14 protein-coding genes are annotated in these 21065 nt (G+C 55.3%); 8 read left to right on the top strand and 6 right to left on the bottom strand.

Features of this window, described 5'->3' with window-relative positions; all coding sequences use genetic code 11:
* Window positions 1-355: 355 nt before the first annotated feature.
* The 4 genes from malK (at window position 356) to P9J57_RS10645 (ending at window position 5126) form a co-directional block, all read left to right on the top strand.
* The gene (malK, locus tag P9J57_RS10660) at window positions 356-1465 is read left to right on the top strand and encodes a maltose/maltodextrin ABC transporter ATP-binding protein MalK (RefSeq protein ID WP_014593717.1); all 1110 of its coding nucleotides are present in this window, start codon (window positions 356-358) and stop codon (window positions 1463-1465) included.
* 41 nt (window positions 1466-1506) lie between these two features.
* A complete protein-coding gene (locus P9J57_RS10655; protein WP_014593718.1) occupies window positions 1507-2808 on the top strand; it encodes a maltoporin in 1302 nt (433 codons plus the stop codon).
* A gap of 103 nt (window positions 2809-2911) precedes the next feature.
* A complete protein-coding gene (gene malM, locus P9J57_RS10650; protein WP_105078641.1) occupies window positions 2912-3832 on the top strand; it encodes a maltose operon protein MalM in 921 nt (306 codons plus the stop codon).
* Between the two features lie 265 nt (window positions 3833-4097).
* Complete coding sequence (locus tag P9J57_RS10645; RefSeq protein ID WP_105078642.1) at window positions 4098-5126, top strand: alpha/beta hydrolase family protein; 1029 nt, start codon at window positions 4098-4100, stop codon at window positions 5124-5126.
* Here the strand turns inward: P9J57_RS10645 and P9J57_RS10640 are convergent.
* The 3 genes from P9J57_RS10640 to malP form a co-directional block, all read right to left on the bottom strand.
* Window positions 5098-6111 carry a helix-turn-helix domain-containing protein gene (locus tag P9J57_RS10640; RefSeq protein ID WP_105078643.1) on the bottom strand — a complete coding sequence of 338 codons (1014 nt, stop codon included), beginning with the start codon at window positions 6109-6111 and terminating at the stop codon, window positions 5098-5100. The genes P9J57_RS10645 and P9J57_RS10640 overlap by 29 nt on opposite strands.
* Before the next feature lie 213 nt (window positions 6112-6324).
* Entirely contained in the window at window positions 6325-8376 is a 2052-nt protein-coding gene (malQ, locus tag P9J57_RS10635; RefSeq protein ID WP_105078644.1) for a 4-alpha-glucanotransferase, read from the bottom strand.
* 8 nt (window positions 8377-8384) lie between these two features.
* Window positions 8385-10787: a maltodextrin phosphorylase gene (malP, locus tag P9J57_RS10630; protein ID WP_028715142.1), complete on the bottom strand. Its 2403-nt coding sequence runs from the start codon at window positions 10785-10787 to the stop codon at window positions 8385-8387.
* Between the two features lie 278 nt (window positions 10788-11065).
* On the opposite strand from malP, the gene malT reads away from it, so the two are divergent.
* On the top strand, window positions 11066-13768 hold the full coding sequence (malT, locus tag P9J57_RS10625) for an HTH-type transcriptional regulator MalT (protein ID WP_105078653.1): 2703 nt from the start codon (window positions 11066-11068) through the stop codon (window positions 13766-13768).
* A gap of 40 nt (window positions 13769-13808) precedes the next feature.
* On the opposite strand, the gene P9J57_RS10620 is transcribed toward malT, so the two are convergent.
* From P9J57_RS10620 to P9J57_RS10610, 3 genes are all read right to left on the bottom strand, one after another.
* Window positions 13809-15038 (bottom strand): MFS transporter, encoded by a 1230-nt coding sequence (locus tag P9J57_RS10620; protein WP_014593725.1) that lies wholly within the window; start codon window positions 15036-15038, stop codon window positions 13809-13811.
* A gap of 111 nt (window positions 15039-15149) precedes the next feature.
* Entirely contained in the window at window positions 15150-15587 is a 438-nt protein-coding gene (locus P9J57_RS10615) for a GNAT family N-acetyltransferase (RefSeq protein ID WP_105078645.1), read from the bottom strand.
* A complete protein-coding gene (locus P9J57_RS10610) occupies window positions 15584-16918 on the bottom strand; it encodes a glycoside hydrolase family 10-like protein (protein ID WP_181416451.1) in 1335 nt (444 codons plus the stop codon). The genes P9J57_RS10615 and P9J57_RS10610 overlap by 4 nt, the downstream gene beginning before the upstream one ends.
* Window positions 16919-17072: 154 nt before the next feature.
* On the opposite strand from P9J57_RS10610, the gene P9J57_RS10605 reads away from it, so the two are divergent.
* From P9J57_RS10605 to P9J57_RS10595, 3 genes are all read left to right on the top strand, one after another.
* A complete protein-coding gene (locus tag P9J57_RS10605; RefSeq protein WP_105078647.1) occupies window positions 17073-17237 on the top strand; it encodes a DUF2256 domain-containing protein in 165 nt (54 codons plus the stop codon).
* 152 nt (window positions 17238-17389) lie between these two features.
* Window positions 17390-19717: an FdhF/YdeP family oxidoreductase gene (locus tag P9J57_RS10600; RefSeq protein WP_105080235.1), complete on the top strand. Its 2328-nt coding sequence runs from the start codon at window positions 17390-17392 to the stop codon at window positions 19715-19717.
* A 307-nt stretch (window positions 19718-20024) separates the two neighbouring features.
* Window positions 20025-20738 carry an MgtC/SapB family protein gene (locus P9J57_RS10595; RefSeq protein ID WP_014605821.1) on the top strand — a complete coding sequence of 238 codons (714 nt, stop codon included), beginning with the start codon at window positions 20025-20027 and terminating at the stop codon, window positions 20736-20738.
* The last annotated feature ends 327 nt before the right edge of the window (window positions 20739-21065 follow it).

The raw sequence follows: 21065 nt of genomic DNA, 5'->3' as shown, positions 1-21065 counted from the left end.
ATCCTGTTAGCGGAAACGAACATGTTGCTTGCCGCACATTCTGCGTGTTCTTACCGGCTTCTCATCCTCCTGGCCTCTACGCCTGCCGCCGTCGAGGTGTGATCGCTGTTACAAAGTGACAGGATTATCACGGTCTGGCTCACACTAAGGTGGGTGCCAGACTGCGTTACCGATCACAAAAATCAGCGCAGCGCGCGACCGCTCTCGTGTGCTGATGTTTTCTCCTCCTCCCGTCTCCTCCCCCAGATAAAGCGCGTCGGTGGAGGATGTGGCGACGCGTCACGCTACGCATAGTGAACGCCAGAATTTGTCCGCTGACGTGCGGGCCGCATTAGCGAGTGGAGAGGAAAGTACTATGGCGAGCGTCGTGTTACGCAATGTCACCAAAGCCTGGGGCGACACGGTCGTGTCGAACGATATCAATCTGGAGATTGGTGAAGGCGAGTTTGTCGTATTTGTCGGGCCTTCTGGATGCGGTAAATCAACGCTGCTGCGGATGATTGCTGGCCTTGAGACGATTACCCGCGGTGAATTGTTGATTGGCGATAAACGGATGAATGAGGTGCCGCCTGCCGAACGCGGCATTGGCATGGTATTTCAGTCTTACGCGCTTTATCCCCATCTCTCGGTGGCAGAAAACATGTCTTTTGGCCTGAAGCTGGCCGGCGTTAAAAAAGCGGAAAGAGAGCAGCGCGTAACCCAGGTTGCTGAGGTGCTACAGCTGGCGCATCTGCTTGATCGCCGCCCAAAGGCGCTCTCTGGCGGACAGCGCCAGCGCGTTGCCATCGGCCGCACGCTGGTCGCCGAACCCCGAGTCTTCCTGCTGGACGAACCCCTTTCTAATCTCGATGCCGCGCTGCGGGTGCAGATGCGCATCGAGATCTCCCGCCTGCATAAGCGACTCAGGCGCACCATGATTTACGTGACTCACGACCAGATCGAAGCCATGACCCTGGCCGATAAAATTGTGGTACTGGACGCCGGTCGTGTGGCGCAGGTTGGTCGGCCGCTGGAGCTCTATCACTATCCGGCAAACCGCTTTGTTGCAGGCTTTATTGGCTCGCCAAAAATGAACTTCCTCCCCGTTAAGGTCACCGCCACCGCGATTGAACAGGTGCAGGTGCGCCTGCCCAATAATCAGCTGGTCTGGCTACCGGTAGACAGCGCCAACGTGCAGGTCGGCAGCAATATGTCGTTGGGTATCCGGCCGGAACATCTGCTGTCCAGTGATATCGCTGACGTCACCCTTGAGGGGGAAGTGCAGGTCGTTGAGCAACTGGGACACGAAACTCAAATCCACATCCAAATCCCCGCCATCCGTCAAAACCTGGTGTACCGCCAGGAGGACGTGGTGTTGGTAAAAGAGGGCGCCATGATGGGCATTGGCTTGCCACCCGAGCGTTGTCATCTGTTCCGAGAGGACGGAAGTGCGTGTCGCAGGCTGCATCAGGAGCCCGGCGTTTAATCCAGCAAAACAATAAAAGCAATGACCTCAGGAGATAGAAAATGTTAACTCTGCGCAAACTTTCCCTTGCCGTAGCGGTAGCGACAGGCACGCTGTCTTCACCGCTGATGGCGGTGGATTTTACCGGTTATGCTCGCTCCGGCATTGGCTGGACGGGCAGCGGCGGCGAGCAGCAATGCTTCCAGGCAACCGGTGCTCAAAGTAAATACCGTCTGGGTAACGAGTGCGAAACCTATGCTGAACTTAAGCTGGGTCAGGAAGTGTGGAAAGAGGGCGACAAGAGCTTCTACTTCGACACCAACGTGGCGTACTCGGTTTCTCAGCAAAACGACTGGGAATCCACTTCACCGGCTTTTCGTGAAGCCAACGTCAAGGGTAAAAACCTGATCGACGCCCTGCCGGGTTCCACTATCTGGGCCGGTAAACGTTTCTACCAGCGCCATGACGTTCACATGATCGATTTCTACTACTGGGATATTTCCGGCCCGGGTGCGGGTCTGGAAGATGTCGATCTGGGATTTGGTAAGCTGTCGTTTGCCGCAACGCGCTCATCGGAAGCGGGCGGCTCTTACACCTTTTCTAACGATCGCATTCGCAATTACGCCACCAGTACCGCAGATGATGTTTTTGACGTCCGTCTGGCAGGGCTGGAAACCAACCCAAATGGCGTCCTGGAACTGGGTGTGGATTACGGCCGTGCCAATGCGCGTGACGGCTACCGCTTAGAAGATGGCGCATCCCGAGACGGCTGGCTGTTCACCGCTGAGCATACGCAGAGCATGCTCAAAGGCTACAACAAATTTGTGCTGCAGTACGCGACCGATGCGTTGACGTCCCAGGGGAAAGGGCTGGCACAGGGCACGAATATCAATAACAACGGCAAGATGTATCGGGTTCTGGACCACGGGGCGATCACCCTGGCGGAACGCTGGGACATGATGTACGTCGCGATGTACCAAAACACCGATCTGGATAACAACCGGGGTAATGAGTGGTACACCGTTGGCGTGCGGCCCATGTACAAATGGACGCCGATCATGAGCACCCTGTTGGAAGTGGGCTATGACAACGTGAAGTCACAGCAGGTCGGCGAACGCAATGGTCAGTACAAAATCACGCTGGCGCAGCAGTGGCAGGCGGGAGACAGCATCTGGTCACGTCCTGCGCTGCGGCTCTTCGCGACCTATGCCAAATGGGATGAGAAGTGGGGTTATAACAAAGACGCGGCCGGTGATATCACCACCTTCGCGTCACAGGACAGCACCGGAAACGGCCTGTTTACCAACAGCCGCGGCAACAATGATGAGTGGACCTTTGGCGCGCAAATGGAAATCTGGTGGTGATCCCTTTTCTGGATAAACCGCTGTAGACCGTTTCGCACTGTCTTTCAGGCCGCGGCGGCTATTGCCTGCGTTGCCGCGGTCTGCCCGTTTCTCGAGGTTAAAAATGAAAACGTATAAAACATTCACCGCACTTTGCCTGAGCGCGCTCCTGCTGGCAGGACACAGTCTGCCTGCACGGGCCGCGATCAATCTGATGCCGCAGGATGTCTCTGCAGCGCCCGACATTCCGCTTTCCAGCCTGCAGAGCATGCACTGGCAACCCCTGGATACCGCACGGCCGCAGGTAACGACGTTAACGGCCGGGCATAGTCCGCTAAACGTTGCCGGTATCACCGGGCCGGTCGCCGCTTACAGCCTGCCTGCCACGCTGGGCGAGCTGACAATCACCTTAAGTAGTGAGGTACAGCAGAACCAGGTCTTTGCGCCCAACGTGCTCATTCTGGACGAAAACCTGCGTCCGGCCGCCTGGTTCCCCAGCCGCTGGTTTTCTTATCAGCAACCTGGCGTGATGGCCGCTGACCGGTTGGAAGGCGTGATGAAGTTGACCCCGGTTCCCGGACAGCAAAAAATTTATCTGTTGGTATTCACCACAGAGACGGATCTTGCTCAGACCACAACGCTGGTTGATCCGGCAAAAGCCTATGCCAAAGGCACCGGCCATGCCGTTCCCGATATTCCCGATCCGGTTGCCCGTCATACAACATCTGGCACAGTAAAAATAAAGCTGAGCACCCGCTCGGATTCCTCAATACTGGTCGGGCCGTTGTTTGGATCATCGGGCCCGGCTCCGGTTACGGTCGGAAACAGTCGACCGGCGGCAGACAGTCGTGCGCCCACTGCGGCTCCTGCAGCGAAAACACAGCCTATTGTTCAGGATACCGAAGGCTATTTTAACGATGCCATTCGCCAGGCGTCGGCGCAGGGCAATATTGATAAAGCGCTCAGACTGCTGGATGAGGCCGAACGGCTCGGCTCGACGTCTGCGCGACAAACCTTTATCAGCAGTGTTAAAGGCAAGGGGTAATCACTCCGGCAGTGCTGATTTGTTCCATCTGGTGCGCTGAGGCGCACCTTTTTTTATGAGGTCAGTTACCTGTCCCTCGCGCTTAACCTGTTCCGTTCTGGCGTAAATTCGCGCCTTTCTCTTTCAAAGAGGCTGATACTTTTGGTCAGGCTTTGCGCAATCCTTAGCCTAAATGATGTTATTGAGGTACCCGATCGCGTTCCAGGACGCGCATAACCTTCGGCACTGATACAAAAAAGGCTCTATCACAACTGGAGCCTTCATCATGTTAATACGTCTGATTATCTCTTTTTCCCTCATCGTATTTAGTCATTCTGCGATGGCCAGCAACGGCTTTCGCCAGTTCATAGCAGGCGAGCAGCAACGCCCGGTTGAGGTTGCCGTGTGGTATCCCAGTGCAGCGTCGTCGCCCAAGGAAAACATTGCGGATAATCCCGCGTTTACAGGTGTCAGCGTGGTGCGAAATGCTAAACCCTTGCCCGGCTTACATCCTGTATTACTGTTATCTCATGGTTATGGCGGGAGTTGGCGCAACCTTGCATGGCTGGCCGACGCGATGGCTGAACAGGGATATATCGTGATTGCGACCAATCATCCCGGTACCACGACGTCGGATTTAACATCGGCACACGCCAGACAGCTCTGGCGGCGTCCTCAGGATTTAATCATGGCACTGGAGCGGATTCTGAACGATCCCCTGCTGGCAGGGCGTGCTGACGTGAAACGAATCGCCGCTGTCGGGCATTCTCTTGGCGGCTGGACGGTAATGGAATTAGCGGGGGCGCGTTTTAATCCTCAACAATTTGCTCATGACTGCATCCAACACGCTGAGTTGTCCAGCTGTCGGCTAATGACAACACTGGGCCTTGATAACAGGCAAGGGGCCAGCCACCTGAGCTCAGACCTGCAAGACCGGCGTATTAAGGCAGTAGTGGCGCTGGATTTAGGATTAGCTCGCGGACTCACGACGCAGAGTCTGGGGCATATTCGGCTGCCCGTGCTGATCTTAGCGGCAGGTGTAGATTCGCCGGCGCTGCCTGCCTCGCTTGAATCGAAGTATCTGGCAAAGGCATTATCAAGTGACATTGTCACTTATGGTGTTATCCCTGGCGCGACCCATTTTAGCTTTATGCAGCAATGCAAACCGCAGGGGGAGGCGCTGATTGAGCAAAGCGCGCCGGGCGAAGGGGAAGTCTGCCGGGATGGACAGGGCGTGAACAGAAACGCACTTCATAACATGTTGATCGGTAAAATCAGTGCGTATCTCAACACCGCGCTGCACTATCATCCATAGCCTGACGAAATGCGGTGGGGGTTTTCCCCGTAATGCGCATAAATTCCCGGTTGAAGTTCGACTTACTGATAAACCCGGTTTCAAGCATGATGTCGGTAATTTTTAGCTGTGGCTGGCGCAGCATGTCCTGCGCCTTTTCTATACGGAACCCATTGAGCCACTGCGAAACGTTGCACTGCCGTGTAGCGTTTACCGCACGAGAAATATGCCGTGCTGGAATATCGAGTTTGCGTGCAAGCTTGTTCAGCGTAAGATCGGTATCAAGATAGTAAGCGTGTGCGCGGACAAGGTTTTCGATGTGCAGGCATAAGGGCTCAAGCGTCGCATCCTTTGCCTCATCATCGGTAAGGGATGACGTTTCTTCGGCGTGAGGTTCACCCGCAGGAACGCTCTTTACTGCCCGGACAATGGCAATACAAAGTAACGGTAGTGTCATTCCCTGAAACAGGGCAATTAATTGCGGGGCAATATTCATCATCCTGCTGATAACCGCGTCGGTGAGTGCCGAGAAGCAAAGAAAACACCCCGCAAAAAAGGTCATTTTCTGCGTTATGGAGGCTTCTCTGAAGCGTGATTCGACAAAAAAATCAGCTCCGTTTGTTGCTGCACGTAGTAGTGCGATGCCATAACCTGCATAAATCAGAAACAACAGAGCGTCTGTCAGAACGGGCAGGCACAACTGGACGATGATGGCAGTATAAACAGGGATAACAGCCAGCTTCAGGCGACGCGCACGGGATTGATGCGTAAGGTCGCTAAAGCACGACCAGGCCACTGCGGGTAAGAGTGTTGCCAGTATAGCCTGCAGGGGTTTAAGAAGAGAGAAATGCCATTCCCACCTAATTATACTCAAGGCCATTAGTCCTGCTGACGCTGCAATAAACATCATTGCCCCACGGTATTCGCGCTTACCAGAACGAATGAGCATCATCATTAATATCAGTAGTGCAAATAACGTCAAAGCAGGAAAGGGAATCGAAAACATACGCTAACTCAAAAGCCAGAATGGCATCCATTTTACAGAGTAAAAAACACGAATCGATAGCTAAACGCAAACCTTATGTTCTGCCTGTATTTTCTCACGCCAGTCCATTTTGGTGTACTGCTCTTCATGCTGACCGCATTGAACAGCCTCTGCGACAACGATTTCAGCGATCCGGGATCACGCCTGAAACTTATCCCTGGATCGCCTGATAAATCACGAACAACGCCGGGAAATCTCCTCCAGGAGTGCCGTGATACGCTTATCTGCAAACATCGCCTCCAGCGACAGACTGAGCTTACGCCGCCAGTTCGGATAAGCCTCTACCGTGCCCGGCACATTAACCGGCGAGGCCATATCCAGCCAGTCTTCGGGTTGTAAACCCAGCAGGGCGCTGGTGCAGTCCGCGAGATACTGATGGATAACCTGGTTAAGTAACAGGCTCATGCGCGGACTGTTTGCCTGAACCCGCCCTTTGGGCTTGAGGTAACCGTGGCGCGTCAGGGTCTGAAGCAGCGCCGATCGGGCTGCCCGGCGCTGATGATACAGCCCGGCAAGCACCGCTTTATCAGGATACAACCCCAGTTGGCTCCCCAGTGTCAGATCGTCACTTTGCCACCAGCCACGGAGCGTTGGCATATCGTGAGTGGTGGCTACAGCCATTGCCTGACGCGGCCATGCCGCAGGTGGGCGAAAGCCCTTGTGCGAGTTTTGCTCAAAATAGAGCACCTTATACGAGTAGACGCCAGCATTGTGGAGTTTATCGACAATCGCCTCCGGCACCGTGCCCAAATCCTCACCAATCACCATGCAGCGCTGGCGCTGACTTTCCAGCGCCAGAATAGCGAGCAGATCGTCAATGGGATAGGCGACATACGCGCCTGCGGCGGCCGTTTCTCCTTGCGGAATCCACCACAGTCGCAGCAAAGCCATGACATGATCGATACGTAACGCCCCACAATCGCGCATATTCGCACGCAGCAACGTAATCCAGGGTTCATATGCCCGATCATACAAAGATTGCGGGTCCATTGGCGGCAGCCCCCAGTTCTGGCCAAGCGGGCCCAGAATATCCGGCGGGGCGCCTGTGCTGGCCGCTAAACAGTAAAGCCCGCGTTGGCTCCAGGTTTCCGATCCCCCTGCGGCGACGCCAACGGCCAAATCGCGATAAAGTCCAGGTGCCATCTGGTGCTGCTGGCACAGGTGCCAACAGGCGGCAAACTGACGCGCCGCCAGCCATTGCAGCCAGAGATAGAAACGAATCTCATCGCCATGTTCAATCCGAAACGCGTGTACGGCGGCCGTATCGGGTTGTTGATAGGCAGTGGGCCACGTTTGCCAGCCGTGACGCAGGGGATCTTCTTCGCGAAGCCAGGCCTGCAGGGCATCGAACAATCCCTGATGCAGCAGACTTTCACCGCCCTCAGCCACAAACGCCTCAAATGCCTCGGCCTGACTATCCTCTTTCTCACGCTGCATAAACTGCTGCCAGGCAAACCGCAGGGCATCCAGCTTAAGTGATGCCACCGTCGAATAATCGACCCAGGGCGCGTGACGCGCCTGGTGCAGCCTGTGTTGCGTTTCATCCGACTGCCACCAGCACTGCGCAGCGGCACTCAGGTTAAAGTCCTCAACCTCAGGAACGCTGATATAGAGCACGTTGAGCCAGCGCCGGGAAGACGGGCTATAGGGGCTGGCATCATCAGGTAACGCAGGAAAAAGCGCATGCAGGGGATTCAGCCCCACAAAAGCGCCGCCGCGCATGCCAACCGCCTTCACCATGTCCCGCAGGTCAGCAAAATCGCCGATTCCCCAGTTCTGATCCGATCGTAAAGCGTAGAGCTGGACACAGGTTCCCCAGCGTCTCTCGCCCCGTAGCAAGGCCTCCGGCTCATAGCAACGTGACGGTGTCACTATTATCTGGCACCTCGATTGCTGTGCATCCGCGTTTATCGTCAGAAGATGGTAACCTTCAGGCAGCGCCGGGAGCGTCAAAGACGCCTCAGGCTCGCAGTGCCCTGACCAGCGTTCACCCGATTCGCCCTCCAGGTGCCAGCGTGCCGGGCCAGCCAGAGAGGGCGTTAAACGGATGGGCAAACCCTGGGTAAAGACGGCGACCGGTGGGATAACGCCAGGGCCAGGGCCTGGCTGCATCGCCGCCAGCAAGCGATCGCGGGTCGATGCAGAAACCTGCCGGACCGCCCCATGCGCATCAACATATTCAGTGGCTACCCTGCCGATCCCGGCCGGATAATGAAGTGGTTTCATGCTGATCCTTAGCGTTTACGCTGCCAGATACGTTGCTGATAGTGACGAATCGACCGGTCGGCGCTGAACATGCCGCAGCGAGCGGTGTTGAGTATCGTGGCGCGCGTCCAGGCCGCTTTATCAGACCACAGTGCTTCAACGCGCTGCTGAGCGTTGAGGTAATGCCGGAAGTCGGCCAGCACCAGATAAGGATCGCCGTTTTTAGCCCCCAGACTGTGCAACAGCAGATCAAAAGCGTGCCGGTCGCCTGCGCTGAACGTACCATCCTCCAGTGACGTCAGCGCCTGGTCGAGCTGGGCGTCTTTTTCGCGCCATTTTCCAGGGGCATAGCCAGCGGCCTTGAGGGCGTTAACCTGTTCTACCGTATGACCAAAAATAAAGATATTCTCCTCGCCGACCTGTTCAGAAATCTCCACGTTCGCACCATCGAGCGTGCCAATGGTCAGCGCGCCGTTCAGGGCCAGCTTCATGTTGCCGGTGCCCGAGGCCTCTTTGCCCGCCAGTGAAATCTGCTCTGACAGGTCTGCTGCCGGGATAAGCCGTTCTGCCACAGAGACGTTATAGTCGGGAATAAACACCACTTTGAGGCGATCGGCCACGCGCGGATCGGTGTTGATGACGTCGGCCACCTTGTTGATGGCAAAAATGATATTTTTAGCCAACGCATAGCCCGGTGCCGCTTTCGCGCCGAAGATCACGACGCGAGGACAGCGGTTCGCCTGAGGATCGCTCACCAGGGTTTGCCATAAGGCGATGGTATGCAGCAGGCTGAGATGCTGACGTTTGTACTCGTGCAGCCGTTTGATTTGCACATCAAACAGGGCCTCGGGATTAACCTTAATCCCGGTGCGTTGCGCAATCCAGCAGGCCAAATCCACTTTATTGCGCTGTTTAATCTCGCTGTACGCCGTGCAAAACCCCGGATTATCCACCTGTTTTTCCAGCCCCTGAAGCGCATCCAAATCGTTGAGCCAGGGCTGATTAAGCGTTTTTCCGATAAGCGCCGCCAGTCGGGGATTACACTGATGAATCCAGCGGCGCGGTGTGATGCCATTGGTGACGTTGTGGAATTTTTCCGGCCACAGGGTGACGTATTCCGGGAACAGATCGTCTTTTACCAGCCGCGAGTGCAGGGCGGCCACGCCGTTTACCGCAAAGCAGGTCACCACGCATAAATTGGCCATGCGCAGCTGCTTACCGTGCACGATGGCCAGTTTCGACCAGACGGCCTTGTTCCCAGGCCACTGCCGGTTAACCGCCTCTTTGAGCTGGGTATTGATGGCGTTAACAATCTCCATGTGCCGCGGAAGCAGGCTGCGCACGATGTGAGTATCCCAACACTCCAGCGCTTCCGGCATCAGCGTATGGTTGGTGTAGGCAAAGGTGCGCTGGGTAAGGTGCCAGGCGTCCTGCCAACTGAGCTGATGGTCATCCAGCAATAGCCGCATCAGTTCAGGAATAGCCAGCGTTGGGTGCGTATCATTCAGCTGGATCACCTCATGATCTGGTAGGGTTTCAATGGCACGGCCCGCCAGACGGTGACGACGAAGGATGTCTGCCAGCGAACAGGCGCACTGAAAATACTGCTGCATCAGGCGCAGTTTTTTTCCTGCCTGATGGTTGTCGTTGGGGTAAAGCACTTTGGTCAGTTTTTCCGCATTAATGCCTTGCTTTTCCGCCCGTAAAAAAGCGCCGCCGTTAAACGTTTTGAGATCGAAAGGGTGCGCATGTTTTGCCTGCCACAGCCGCAGAGGCTGCGTGAGGCCATTCTCAAAGCCCACGACCGGCAGATCCCAGGCTTCGCCCTCCAGTTGAAACGCAGGCTGCCAGTGCGCTTTGCCATTCTCTGCCACAACTTTGCCGCCCAGGCCTACCTGCACCGTTAGCGCAGCATTATGTGTAAACCAGGGGTAGCGGTCGCGCTGCCAGTCGTCGGGCAGTTCATCCTGTTCACCTTCGACAAAGCGCTGACGAAACAGGCCATATTGGTAGTTCAGGCCATAGCCCGTTGCGGGCTGACCCACCGTGGCCATCGCGTCCAGAAAACAGGCCGCCAGCCTGCCCAGTCCGCCATTGCCCAGCGCCGGATCGCTCTCGCTTTCCAGCACCTCGCTCAGCGAAACATCCCACTGCTTCAGGGCCGTATTAACGCCGTCGAACCACCCTAAGTTGAGCAGGTTGTTGCCGGTCAGCCGCCCGGTGAGAAACTCCATAGAGAGGTAATTCACATGGCGCAAATCACCGGGTGCCGGGCGGGCGGGCAGCGCGTTGAGCATTTCTGCCAGCGCGCCGCTCAGAGCCTGCCACCACTGATATGGCGTCATTTCTCCTGCATCATGCAGGCCAAAGCGTTGCCACTGGCGCGTCAGCGCAGCGTCAAAACGGGAACGATCAAAAGGGTGCTGTGTCATAGCCGGGTGTCCTGTCGACAAAGAATGGGAATGAGGATGAGTCTGCCCTTGCGCGCGGAATCGCTCATCCTCCTGGCAAAAGTTCCGTCAGGATGAGGGCAAGGGAGGAGACGTTGAGGCAAGTCTGAAAATTTCACTTAAGTGTGATTAGACTCGCTTTTGTGAAGATTCGCTAAAGCGTCCGCTTGCTTTATCAGGAGGGATAGCTGAACGTGTGAGGAATAATTACGAAGCGTAAAAAAATGATGCGCCAGACGTTAACGGAGAAGCGTGCGTACATGTTAATCCCCTCTAAACTCAGCCGTCCTGTCCGCCATGAAGCCACGGTGAAACGGGAGCGGCTGATACGAAAACTTTCCGCTGCAGGTAACTACCGCCTGGTGCTGGTAACCAGTCCTGCAGGCTATGGCAAAACCACCCTGATATCGCAGTGGGCTGCAGACAAAGCCGATTTGGGCTGGTACTCCCTGGATGAAAGTGACAATCAGCCAGAGCGTTTTGCGGACTATTTAATTGCCGCCCTGCAGCAGGCCACGCACGGCAGCTGTAGCCGGAGCGAAGCGCTGGCAAACAAACGGCAGTACGTGAATCTGAATGCGCTGTTTACGCAGATTTTCAATGAGCTTCATGCCTGGCATCAACCGCTGTGGCTGATTATCGATGATTACCATCACATCACCAATCCGGTGATTCATGAAGCGATGCGTTTCTTTTTACGCCATCAACCTGAAAACGTTACCCTGGTGGTGCTTTCGCGTAATCTTCCCCAGTTGGGGATCGCCAACCTGCGCGTTCGCGAGCAGTTGATAGAGTTGAGCAGTCAGCAACTGGCGTTTACCCATCAGGAGGCGCAGCAGTTTTTCGATGCCCGCCTGCCTGCGCCGCTGGAGTCCGAAGATGCGGGACGCCTGTGTGATGACGTTGCAGGCTGGGCCACGGCGCTGCAGCTTATCGCGCTCTCGGCCCGACAGGGGGCGGGCGCGGCCCAGCACTCCGCGCGTCGCCTGTCAGGGATCAATGCCAGCCACTTAACCGATTATCTGGTTGAGGAAGTGCTGGATAACGTCAGTCTGACCACGCGCCATTTTCTGCTGAAAAGTTCGCTGCTGCGTTCACTTAACGCGCCGCTGATTACCCAGGTGACAGGCGAGGATAACGGCCAGTGCTGGCTGGAAGACATTGAGCGGCAGGGGCTGTTTCTGCAGCGGATGGATGACTCCGGCCAGTGGTTTAGCTATCACCCTCTGTTTGGCAGTTTCCTGCAACAGCGTTGCCAGTGGGAACTGGCTGCTGAACTTCCGGCGCTGCATCGGGCGGCGGCAACCAGCTGGATGGCGCAGGGCTTCCCGAGCGAGGCGATTCATCATGCGCGTGCTTCCGGTGACGCGGAGATGCTGCGTGATGTGTTAACCGAGCACGCATGGTCGCTGTTTAATCAAAGCGAGCTGCCTTTACTGGAGTCCTCGCTGAATGCACTGCCTTGGGCGATGCGGCTCGATAATCCCAGCCTGGTGTTGTTACAGGCCTGGCTGATGCAAAGCCAACACCGCTACGCAGAGGTGAACAGCCTGCTGGCCCGATTTGAGCAGGAAAGCCAGTGCGAAATTGATGCGGTATTACGCGGTGAATTTAACGCGTTACTGGCGCAGGTCGCCATTAACGATGGCAATGCCGATGAGGCGGAACGCCTGGCGATGCTGGCGCTGAATACGCTGCCTGAGAGCCGCCACTACAGCCGTATCGTGGCAACCTCGGTACATGGCGAAGTCATGCACTGTAAAGGCGAGCTGAGTAACTCGCTGGAGTTGATGCGCCAGACAGAGCAAATGGCGCGGCGGGATGAAGCCTGGCACTATGTGCTCTGGAGCCTGATCCAGCAAAGCGAAATTTTGTTTGCTCAAGGCTTCCTGCAAACGGCGTACGAGACTCAGGAGCGGGCCTTCGTGCTGGTCAAAAAGCAGCATCTTTCGCACTTTCCGCTGCATGAGTTTCTGTTGCGTATCCGCGCCCAGCTGCTGTGGGCCTGGGGCAGGCTGGATGAAGCCGAGCAGGCGGCACGCGAGGGCATGAAAGTGCTGCAGGGTTATCAGCCTCAGCAGCAAATACAGTGCCTGGGCTTATTAGTGCAAAGCGCAATTGCCCGGGGCAACCTGGACAACGCACGCAGCCTGTTGAACCGGCTGGAAAACCTGCTAAACAACGGCCGCTGGCACAATGACTGGCTCGCCAATGCCGATAAGGTCAGAGTGCTGTACTGGCAAATGACTGGCGATACGCAAAGCGCCAGTGAGTGGCTGCGTCAGACACCTAAACCGGCCTGCGCCAATAACCATTTTTTGCAGGGCCAGTGGCGAAACGTGGCACGGGCACAGATTTTGCTCGGGTATTACACGCAGGCAGAAGTGATTCTCGACGAGCTTAATGAAAATGCGCGGCCCTTGCAGTTGATGAGCGATCTCAACCGTAATGTACTGCTGCTGAACCAGATTTACTGGGAAACCGATCAGCGTGCAAAAGCGCAGCATGCGTTGCTGGATGCGCTCCGGCTGGCCCGCAGCACGGGGTTCATTAGCCACTTTGTGGTGCAGGGCGAATCCATGGCGCAACAGCTGCGTCAGTTATTGCAGTTGAATACCCTTGATGAGCTGGATAACCACCGGGCGCGCCGCATCCTTAACGAGATCAATAAGTATCATCGTCACAAATTTGCCCATTTTGATGAAAGCTTTGTCAGCCGTTTGCTGAATCATCCTGACGTGCCCGAGCTGATTCGTACCAGTCCGCTAACGCAGCGTGAATGGCAGGTGCTGGGGCTGATCTATTCCGGCTACAGCAACGAGCAGATTGCGGCGGAGCTGGACGTAGCCTCAACCACGATCAAAACCCATATCCGGAATCTTTATCAGAAGCTGGGGATTACGCATCGGGCTGAGGCGATGACTCAGGCGCAGTCGATGCTGAAAATGATGGGTTACGTCTGAGAAAGGCAACAGGCAGCGACGCGCTGCCTGTTCGCGCGGTTTAGTTAACCCGACGTGTATCAGGCATCAGTAGCGTGGCAAATCCCAGCAGCGGAAGAAAGCCACAGGCGTTATACACGGTAGTGATACCGTACCCGTCAGCCAGTTTCCCCAGCGCCGCCGCGGCGATACCGCCAATGCCAAACATGGTGCCGAACATAATCCCGGCGACCATCCCGGTACGGCCGGGCAACACTTCCTGCGCGTACACGACCAGCGCGGCAAATGCCGATGAAAAGACCAGGCCGATACAAACGGTCAGCACCACGGTCCAGAACAAATTGGCATGCGGCATCAGCAGCGAGAACGGGATAACACCCAGAAACGAGATCCAGACAACCGCTTTGCGGCCAATGCGATCGCCAATCGGTCCGCCGGCCAGCGTGCCAACCGCGACGGCGGCCAGAAAGGTAAACAGGTAGATCTGCGCCTGCGGAATCGGGAGCTGAAAGCGCTCAACCAGGTAAAAAATGTAGTAGTTACTGATTGAGGCAATATAGGTAAATTTTGCCAGCAGCAGCACGCCAACCACGGACAACGCCACTTTGACATCCCGCGAAGAAAGCGACCGCAGCGCCTGAAGGTTGTGTTTTTTCATGTGCGCATGGCCGTGTTTCACCGTCCAGCGGCTGATGCCGGAAAGAATAATGACCGCAAACAGCGCAATGATCATCAGCCAGCCGACCGCTATCTGTCCATGCGGAATAATCAGCATCGCCGCCACTAAAGGCGCAAACGCCGTGCCAATATAACCGCCGACCTGAAACGTTGACTGTGCCGTACCAAAGCGGCCGCCCGATGCCATTCTTGCAACCCGCGAGGCTTCCGGGTGAAAGGTTGCAGAGCCAACGCCAATCAGCGCCGAAGCAACCAACACCACGGAGAAGTGCGGGGCCATCGCCAGGAGTCCGATGCCAATCAGGGTCGAAACCATGCCAGACGGCAGCAGCCAGGGTTTGGGATGTTTGTCGGTGTACAGGCCGATCCAGGGCTGCAACAGCGACGCCGTCATCTGATAGATCAGCGTGATCAAACCAATCTGCGCGTAGCTCAGCGTAAAGTTGGTTTTCAGCAAGGGATAAATCGATGGCAGCATGGCCTGGATAAAATCGTTACAGCAGTGGGAAAATGCGACCGCGCCAAGAATCGACACCAGAATCTTCTGGCTGTCGTCAACGGTGGGGGGCAGATCCGGCTGGCTTGATTTTACGTCACTGGTGTAATCAGACATGAAGATTTCCGCTTAAGGCTTTACGTTTATTGACGTATCTTACTCCACGAAAAAATGGCGGTGCTGACAAACGTGCTATTTATGGCAAATTAGTAAAATAATTGTTAATGCTCATAACGTTTTACTCAGACAAACCGACACATGCTTATCCTTGTACACACCATAGCGCGCGGTTTGTTGATAGCCGTGACGCTGATAAAACGCTACCGCACGGGTATTAACGACGCGGGTAGAAAGGCGAATTGCCTTGTAGCCGCGCGCCCGGGCAAGCTGCTCTAGGGCTGACAGCAGCGCCGCGCCGGTTCCCGCGTGCTGTCGGGTTGAAAACATGCGTTTCAGTTCGGCGGTTTCAGCGGAAACATGCACGAGTGCGCCGCAGCCAACAGCGTTACCCACTTCATCGGTGGCAAGTATCCACAGCGCCCCGTCTGATGGCGTAAAGTGATGGGTTCCGTTGTCGCCGGTTATTGCCAACAGCTCGGCTGACAGGCGGGCCGTCAGCGTCTGTAGCGCGGGTGCGCTGCCGGGGACGATGTCGGTATGAATCATCGAGTCTGCCCCCAACGGCTGCGCAGATAATTCACGGCATCCTGCGTTTGCGGCTGATTCAGGAAATCTTCACGAAACAAGATAGTGCCATCAATCTGCGGGAGGGAATCGTTAAGATCCAGCTGTCTTTTCAGCTCCGGCACGCCACCGTTAATCGTCCATTCAGGCTCATTTTTGGCCGGCACGCCAACTTTATATAAGGCGATACCGATATACAGGCGAGTTTTGGTCGGCTTGACGACGTTAGCCCACCAGTTTGCCAGCACATCATAGCGGGCAGCGCTGCGCGAGAAGGGCCAGTAGATTTGCGGCGCGATATAGTCCAGCAACCCTTCCTGCACCCAACGGCGCGTATCCGCGTAAGATTCATCGTAAGCGGCCGCGCCGCGCGTGTCTGAGCCTGCCGCATCATGTGAGCGGTTGCGCCAGACGCCCGCAGGGCTGACGCCAAATTCTACATTCGGCTTGAGCTGCTTGATGGTGTGGGAAACCTGCTCGATTAACAACTGTGTATTATGTCTGCGCCAGTCTGCTTTGGACGCAAAGCCCTGACCGTATTTAATAAAGGTCTGGCTGTCGTTCAGGGCTGAGCCGGGGGACTCGGCATAGAAGTAATCGTCAAACTGGACACCATCGATGTCATAACGCTTGACCACCTCAGCCACAATACTGGTTATCCAGTCACGGGCATCGGGAATGCCCGGATCGAGCACATAGCGATCCCCCGCGGTACGAATCCAGTCACGATGGAGCACAAATACGCTGGCAGGGTGTTGCGACAGCGTGCGGTTTAGCTCGGCTACCGTTGAAGGTTTGGTATTCACCGATACACGATAGGGATTGAACCAGGCATGTACCCGCATACCGCGCCTGTGCGCTTCATCGAGCATGAACTGCAGCGGGTCAAAGCCCGGATTCTGCCCAATTTTCCCGGTCATCATGTCTGACCAGGGCAGGATTTTAGAGTCCCAGAGCGCGGTTCCGTCAGGTTTAACCTGGAAGAACACCGTGTTGATTCCCAGACTTTTCAGTTTATCCAGCTTATCCGTCAACGCTTTTTTCTGCACCCGGATGCGCACGTCGTCGCTGCTGATATTCACCGAGGCGAGCGGCGGCCAGTCGAGGCGTGAAACGGTGGTGAGCCAGACGCCGCGCATGGGTGCGTTGTGCGGCACCGGTTGAGAAGGCTGCGCAGGTTTGCTGGCGGGCGGAAAAGGCGTAACCAGTGACTTAGGCGGCGTCGAGGCACAGCTGACCAGCAGTAAAGCCGAGGCTAACAGGCCGGGTTTTACCGCCGCGTTAAGGCGGAAAAGATCGCGAAGGCTGATGATAATAAACTCCGTGTAGCGCAGTCCTTGATGCAGGCTATTCTGATCCTATTTGCCGCAAAGTCAATCAGCCCTGGCAGCATCAGGTCACGCAGTTTGCCTTACCCGGCGTCTGAACTTTTTATGCTGAGGCGTAACCTGAGCAAAGGAGCGATAAATGAAAACATTTAAAGGCAATAAACAGTCATTGCCGGTTCGCTATTGCAAACAGTGCCAGAAACCGATGACATGGCGCAAAAAGTGGGAAAAGTGCTGGGAAGAGGTGCAATATTGCTCCGAGCGCTGCCGTCGGCAGCGGCGAGCCACAAATACCGATGCCTGAAAGCCGGTAAAATCCTGTGGTTTTGCCTGCGATAACCCGCCATGTAACATTTAGCAAAAGTTATCCTGGCTTTTACATCACTGTTCCCACGCACCAACGCAATTACTGTACCAGGCTTAAAGAAAAGCCAATAACAGTGATTGTGGAGCAATATGAAAGAGCAAGAGAGCACATCAGGCATTCATACCTATGACGGTGCGGCGGGCGGCTGGGGCGCGTTAAAAGCAGTGGCCGGTGCCATTCGCGGACAGATGGCGGTAACCCAGGATGTCATTGCGCTGTTCAAGGTCAACCAACCTGAAGGGTTTGACTGTCCGGGCTGCGCCTGGCCCGATCCCAAGCATACTTCATCGTTTGAGTTCTGTGAAAACGGCGCAAAAGCGGTTTCCTGGGAAGCAACCAGCAAACGCACCACACCTGAATTTTTTGCGGCGCATACCGTTACCGAGCTATGGGGGCGCAATGCCCATGAGCTTGAGGGAGAGGGCAGACTGACGCATCCGATGAAGTATGATCCCGCCAGCGATACCTACCAGCCCATTGCATGGGAAACGGCCTTTAACGAAATTGGCGAGCGACTGCGGAGTTATCAGGATCCCGACAGCGTGGAGTTTTACACCTCCGGCCGCGCCTCTAACGAAGCGGCGTTTCTCTGGCAGCTGTTTGCCCGCGAGTTTGGGACCAACAATTTCCCCGACTGCTCAAACATGTGCCATGAGCCAACCAGTGTAGGCTTACCCGAATCCATTGGCATCGGCAAAGGCACGGTGGAGCTGGATGATTTTGACCACTGTGATCTGGTGATTTGTATCGGTCACAATCCTGGAACCAACCATCCCCGCATGCTGGCAACCCTGCAGGAGGTGTCAAAACGCGGTGCCAAAATCGTCGCCATCAACCCACTGCGCGAGCGCGGTCTTGAACGTTTTACCGCGCCACAGAGTCCGGTTCAGATGATAACCCTCAGCTCAACGGAACTCGCCTCAACCTATTATAAAATTCGGGTAGGCGGCGATGCCGCGATGCTGAAAGGCGTGATGAAATGTTTGTTGGCGATGGATGATGAAGCTAAAGCGAACGGCAACCCTGGCATCTTAGATGAGACCTTTATTGAACAACATACGCAAGGTATTGACGCGTTAAAAGCCGATTTGGCTGCGACAGACTGGGATCATATCCTGAAAGTGTCCGGTATGACGCGCGAGCAAATCCAGCATATTGCTCACCTTTATGCCAATGCTGAACGCACAATCATTTGCTACGGCATGGGGATTACCCAGCACCAGTATGGAACGCAAAATGTTCAGCAGATTGCCAATCTGCTACTGTTGCGCGGCAATATGGGCAAGAAGGGCGCTGGAATCTGCCCTTTGCGCGGTCACTCTAACGTGCAGGGCGATCGTACCGTTGGCATCACTGAGATTCCCTCCGAAAGCCTGTTGAACAGCCTCGAAAAGGTCTTTGGCTTTAAGCCACCGGCCAAACATGGTCACAGTGCGGTACAGGCCGTTCAGGCGATACGGGATGGCAAAATCAACGCGTTGCTCTGCCTCGGCGGTAACCTGGCCGAAGCGATGTCTGATCCTCAGGTGACGTTTCCTGCCATGCGCAAGCTGGACATGGTCGTGCATATGGCCACCAAGCTGAACCGGTCGCATTTGCTTCTGGCAAAACACAGCTATCTGTTCCCGGTGTTAGGCCGCACAGAGATCGATCGGCAGCAATCCGGCGCGCAGAGCGTCACGGTTGAAGACTCCATGTCGATGGTGCACGCATCACGCGGTACCCTTGATCCTGCCTCACCGCATCTGAAATCCGAACCCGCGCTGGTTGCCGGCCTGGCGAAAGCCACACTGCCGGGCACGGTAGTGGACTGGGACAGCATGATTGCCGATTACAGCCTTATTCGCGATGCCATCGAGAAAGTGGTGCCGGGCTTTGAAAACTTTAATGAGCGCCTCCAGCAGCCGGGCGGGTTTCGTTTACCCAACGGCGCCTCCGAGCGAGTCTGGCACACGTCGTCGGGCAAAGCGCAGTTCCTGGTCATGGAAGGCATCAATGAAGATCCGCGCTCGCTGAAGTGCCACGACCTGGTGTTGACGACATTGCGCAGCCACGACCAATATAACACCACGCTGTACGGCCTTGACGACCGCTATCGCGGAATCAAAGGACGCCGTGATGTGTTGTTTATCAGTGAAAATGAGGCGGAAAAAAACGGTGTCCGCATGGGCGATCGGGTGAATGTGATTGCGCTGGATCCTGACGGAAACCCAACGCATCGTCGTATTGATAATCTCACCATTGCCGTACATGACATGGCTGAAGGTTCGGTCGCAGCTTATTATCCCGAGGCCAACGTACTCATACCGCTGGACAGCTACGACACGAAAAGCGGTATTCCTTCCTATAAAAGCACCCCGGTAATGATGGAACTGGCCCAGACAGAGGCGCCGGCGGATAGCGCAACGCGCCGCTAACGGTTTTCTGCTGGTCTAAACCAAACCTTAACGAACGGCCATCTGAGTGGAAATCTCTACTCAGATGGCTATAATCGCCGGGAATTTTACTCATGAGGCAATCAACCTTGGACACAAGTCCCGAACGATTACACCTGGCTTCTGCAGTAAGATAGTCTTCTGGCTGTCTTAACTGCGCGTTAAGATGGCGGCTCAATCTTCCCTCCATAACGTGATGTGCTCTGTGCATCAGCGCCCGCTGTAATCCATTTTATTCATCTTTATTTTTCCGTACTGCGCATACGTGCGTGGCGGAGAGAGGTTTATCATGGACTGGAAAATCTTTTTACTGCGCGTGTCGGCTGCGCTGATTCTTGGCGCGCTGATTGGCAGCGAACGCCAACTGCGCCAACGTATGACCGGCTTGCGTACGAATGCGCTGGTGAGCACCGGCGCCTGCTTGTTTGTTCTTATGACCCAATGTGTGCCGGGCATTGCCAGCGACGCGACGCGCGTTGCCGCCTATGTGGTTTCTGGTATTGGTTTTCTCGGCGGCGGGGTGATTATGCGCGACGGATTAAACGTTCGTGGCCTGAACACTGCCGCCACCTTGTGGTGTACCGCGGCCGTTGGGGTGTTGTGCAGCATGGGATTATTGCTTGAAGCCGCGATTGGCTGCATGGTGATTCTGTGCGCCAATATCCTGCTGCGCGAGCTGGCGCTGGGCATTAATCGTCAGTCCATCGTCTCTGCCGACGAAGCGGTGCAACATTATAAAGTACAAATTGTCTGTCTGGCTCAGGATGAAGTTCAGGTACGCAGCCTGATGCTGCACAGCCTGGGCAACAGCGGCTTGCGCCTGCAGTCGCTCCATAGCGAAGATATGGATCCGCCACATCGTATGGAAGTGAATGCTGAAGTGATGGGACAGCCCAGCATGACCGGACAGCTGGAAAGTCTGGTGAGCCGCATCAGCCTGGAGAAAGGTGTCAGTTCCGTGCGCTGGCAGGTGTGCGGGTTGGATCCGAGTGAAAACGGATAGAACAAAAAACAGGCGTCGCTACGTGAATTCTGAGGAACGGGCAGGGGAAGTATGGGTCAGAATTGGCGTAGCGTTGTTATCCTGCTTTTAAAATACTTAGCTAAAAACATCCAAAATTTAATTTTTATGTAAAATAAAATGCTGAGGAAAACGCCTTTAAGTATATCTTATTTTGGCATGAGATATCTGAACATAAAATAAAGAGTTAACACCCTCGGGGGGGTGTTAATCTCGCTAATGTTTTTCTTTCTTAATACATTAAAGAGATGTGTTTGTGTTACTAGATGTATATTTTTATATTTTAATGTTGGATATTGTGTCAATAAA

This window comes from Pantoea sp. nfd-35 (assembly GCF_056892255.1).
Note: the sequence above shows the minus strand (reverse complement) of the source record. Positions and strands in the feature narration are given on the sequence as shown.

Bases quoted from the DNA above. Each gene is read 5' to 3' on its own strand.
- P9J57_RS10645 (WP_105078642.1), top strand. From the start codon at position 4,098: ATGTTAATACGTCTGATTATCTCTTTTTCCCTCATCGTATTTAGTCAT.
- malP (WP_028715142.1), bottom strand. From the start codon at position 10,787: ATGACACAGCACCCTTTTGATCGTTCCCGTTTTGACGCTGCGCTGACG.
- malK (WP_014593717.1), top strand. From the start codon at position 356: ATGGCGAGCGTCGTGTTACGCAATGTCACCAAAGCCTGGGGCGACACG.
- malT (WP_105078653.1), top strand. From the start codon at position 11,066: ATGTTAATCCCCTCTAAACTCAGCCGTCCTGTCCGCCATGAAGCCACG.
- P9J57_RS10655 (WP_014593718.1), top strand. From the start codon at position 1,507: ATGTTAACTCTGCGCAAACTTTCCCTTGCCGTAGCGGTAGCGACAGGC.
- P9J57_RS10620 (WP_014593725.1), bottom strand. From the start codon at position 15,038: ATGTCTGATTACACCAGTGACGTAAAATCAAGCCAGCCGGATCTGCCC.
- P9J57_RS10605 (WP_105078647.1), top strand. From the start codon at position 17,073: ATGAAAACATTTAAAGGCAATAAACAGTCATTGCCGGTTCGCTATTGC.
- malM (WP_105078641.1), top strand. From the start codon at position 2,912: ATGAAAACGTATAAAACATTCACCGCACTTTGCCTGAGCGCGCTCCTG.
- malQ (WP_105078644.1), bottom strand. From the start codon at position 8,376: ATGAAACCACTTCATTATCCGGCCGGGATCGGCAGGGTAGCCACTGAA.
- P9J57_RS10615 (WP_105078645.1), bottom strand. From the start codon at position 15,587: ATGATTCATACCGACATCGTCCCCGGCAGCGCACCCGCGCTACAGACG.
- P9J57_RS10595 (WP_014605821.1), top strand. From the start codon at position 20,025: ATGGACTGGAAAATCTTTTTACTGCGCGTGTCGGCTGCGCTGATTCTT.
- P9J57_RS10600 (WP_105080235.1), top strand. From the start codon at position 17,390: ATGAAAGAGCAAGAGAGCACATCAGGCATTCATACCTATGACGGTGCG.
- P9J57_RS10640 (WP_105078643.1), bottom strand. From the start codon at position 6,111: ATGTTTTCGATTCCCTTTCCTGCTTTGACGTTATTTGCACTACTGATA.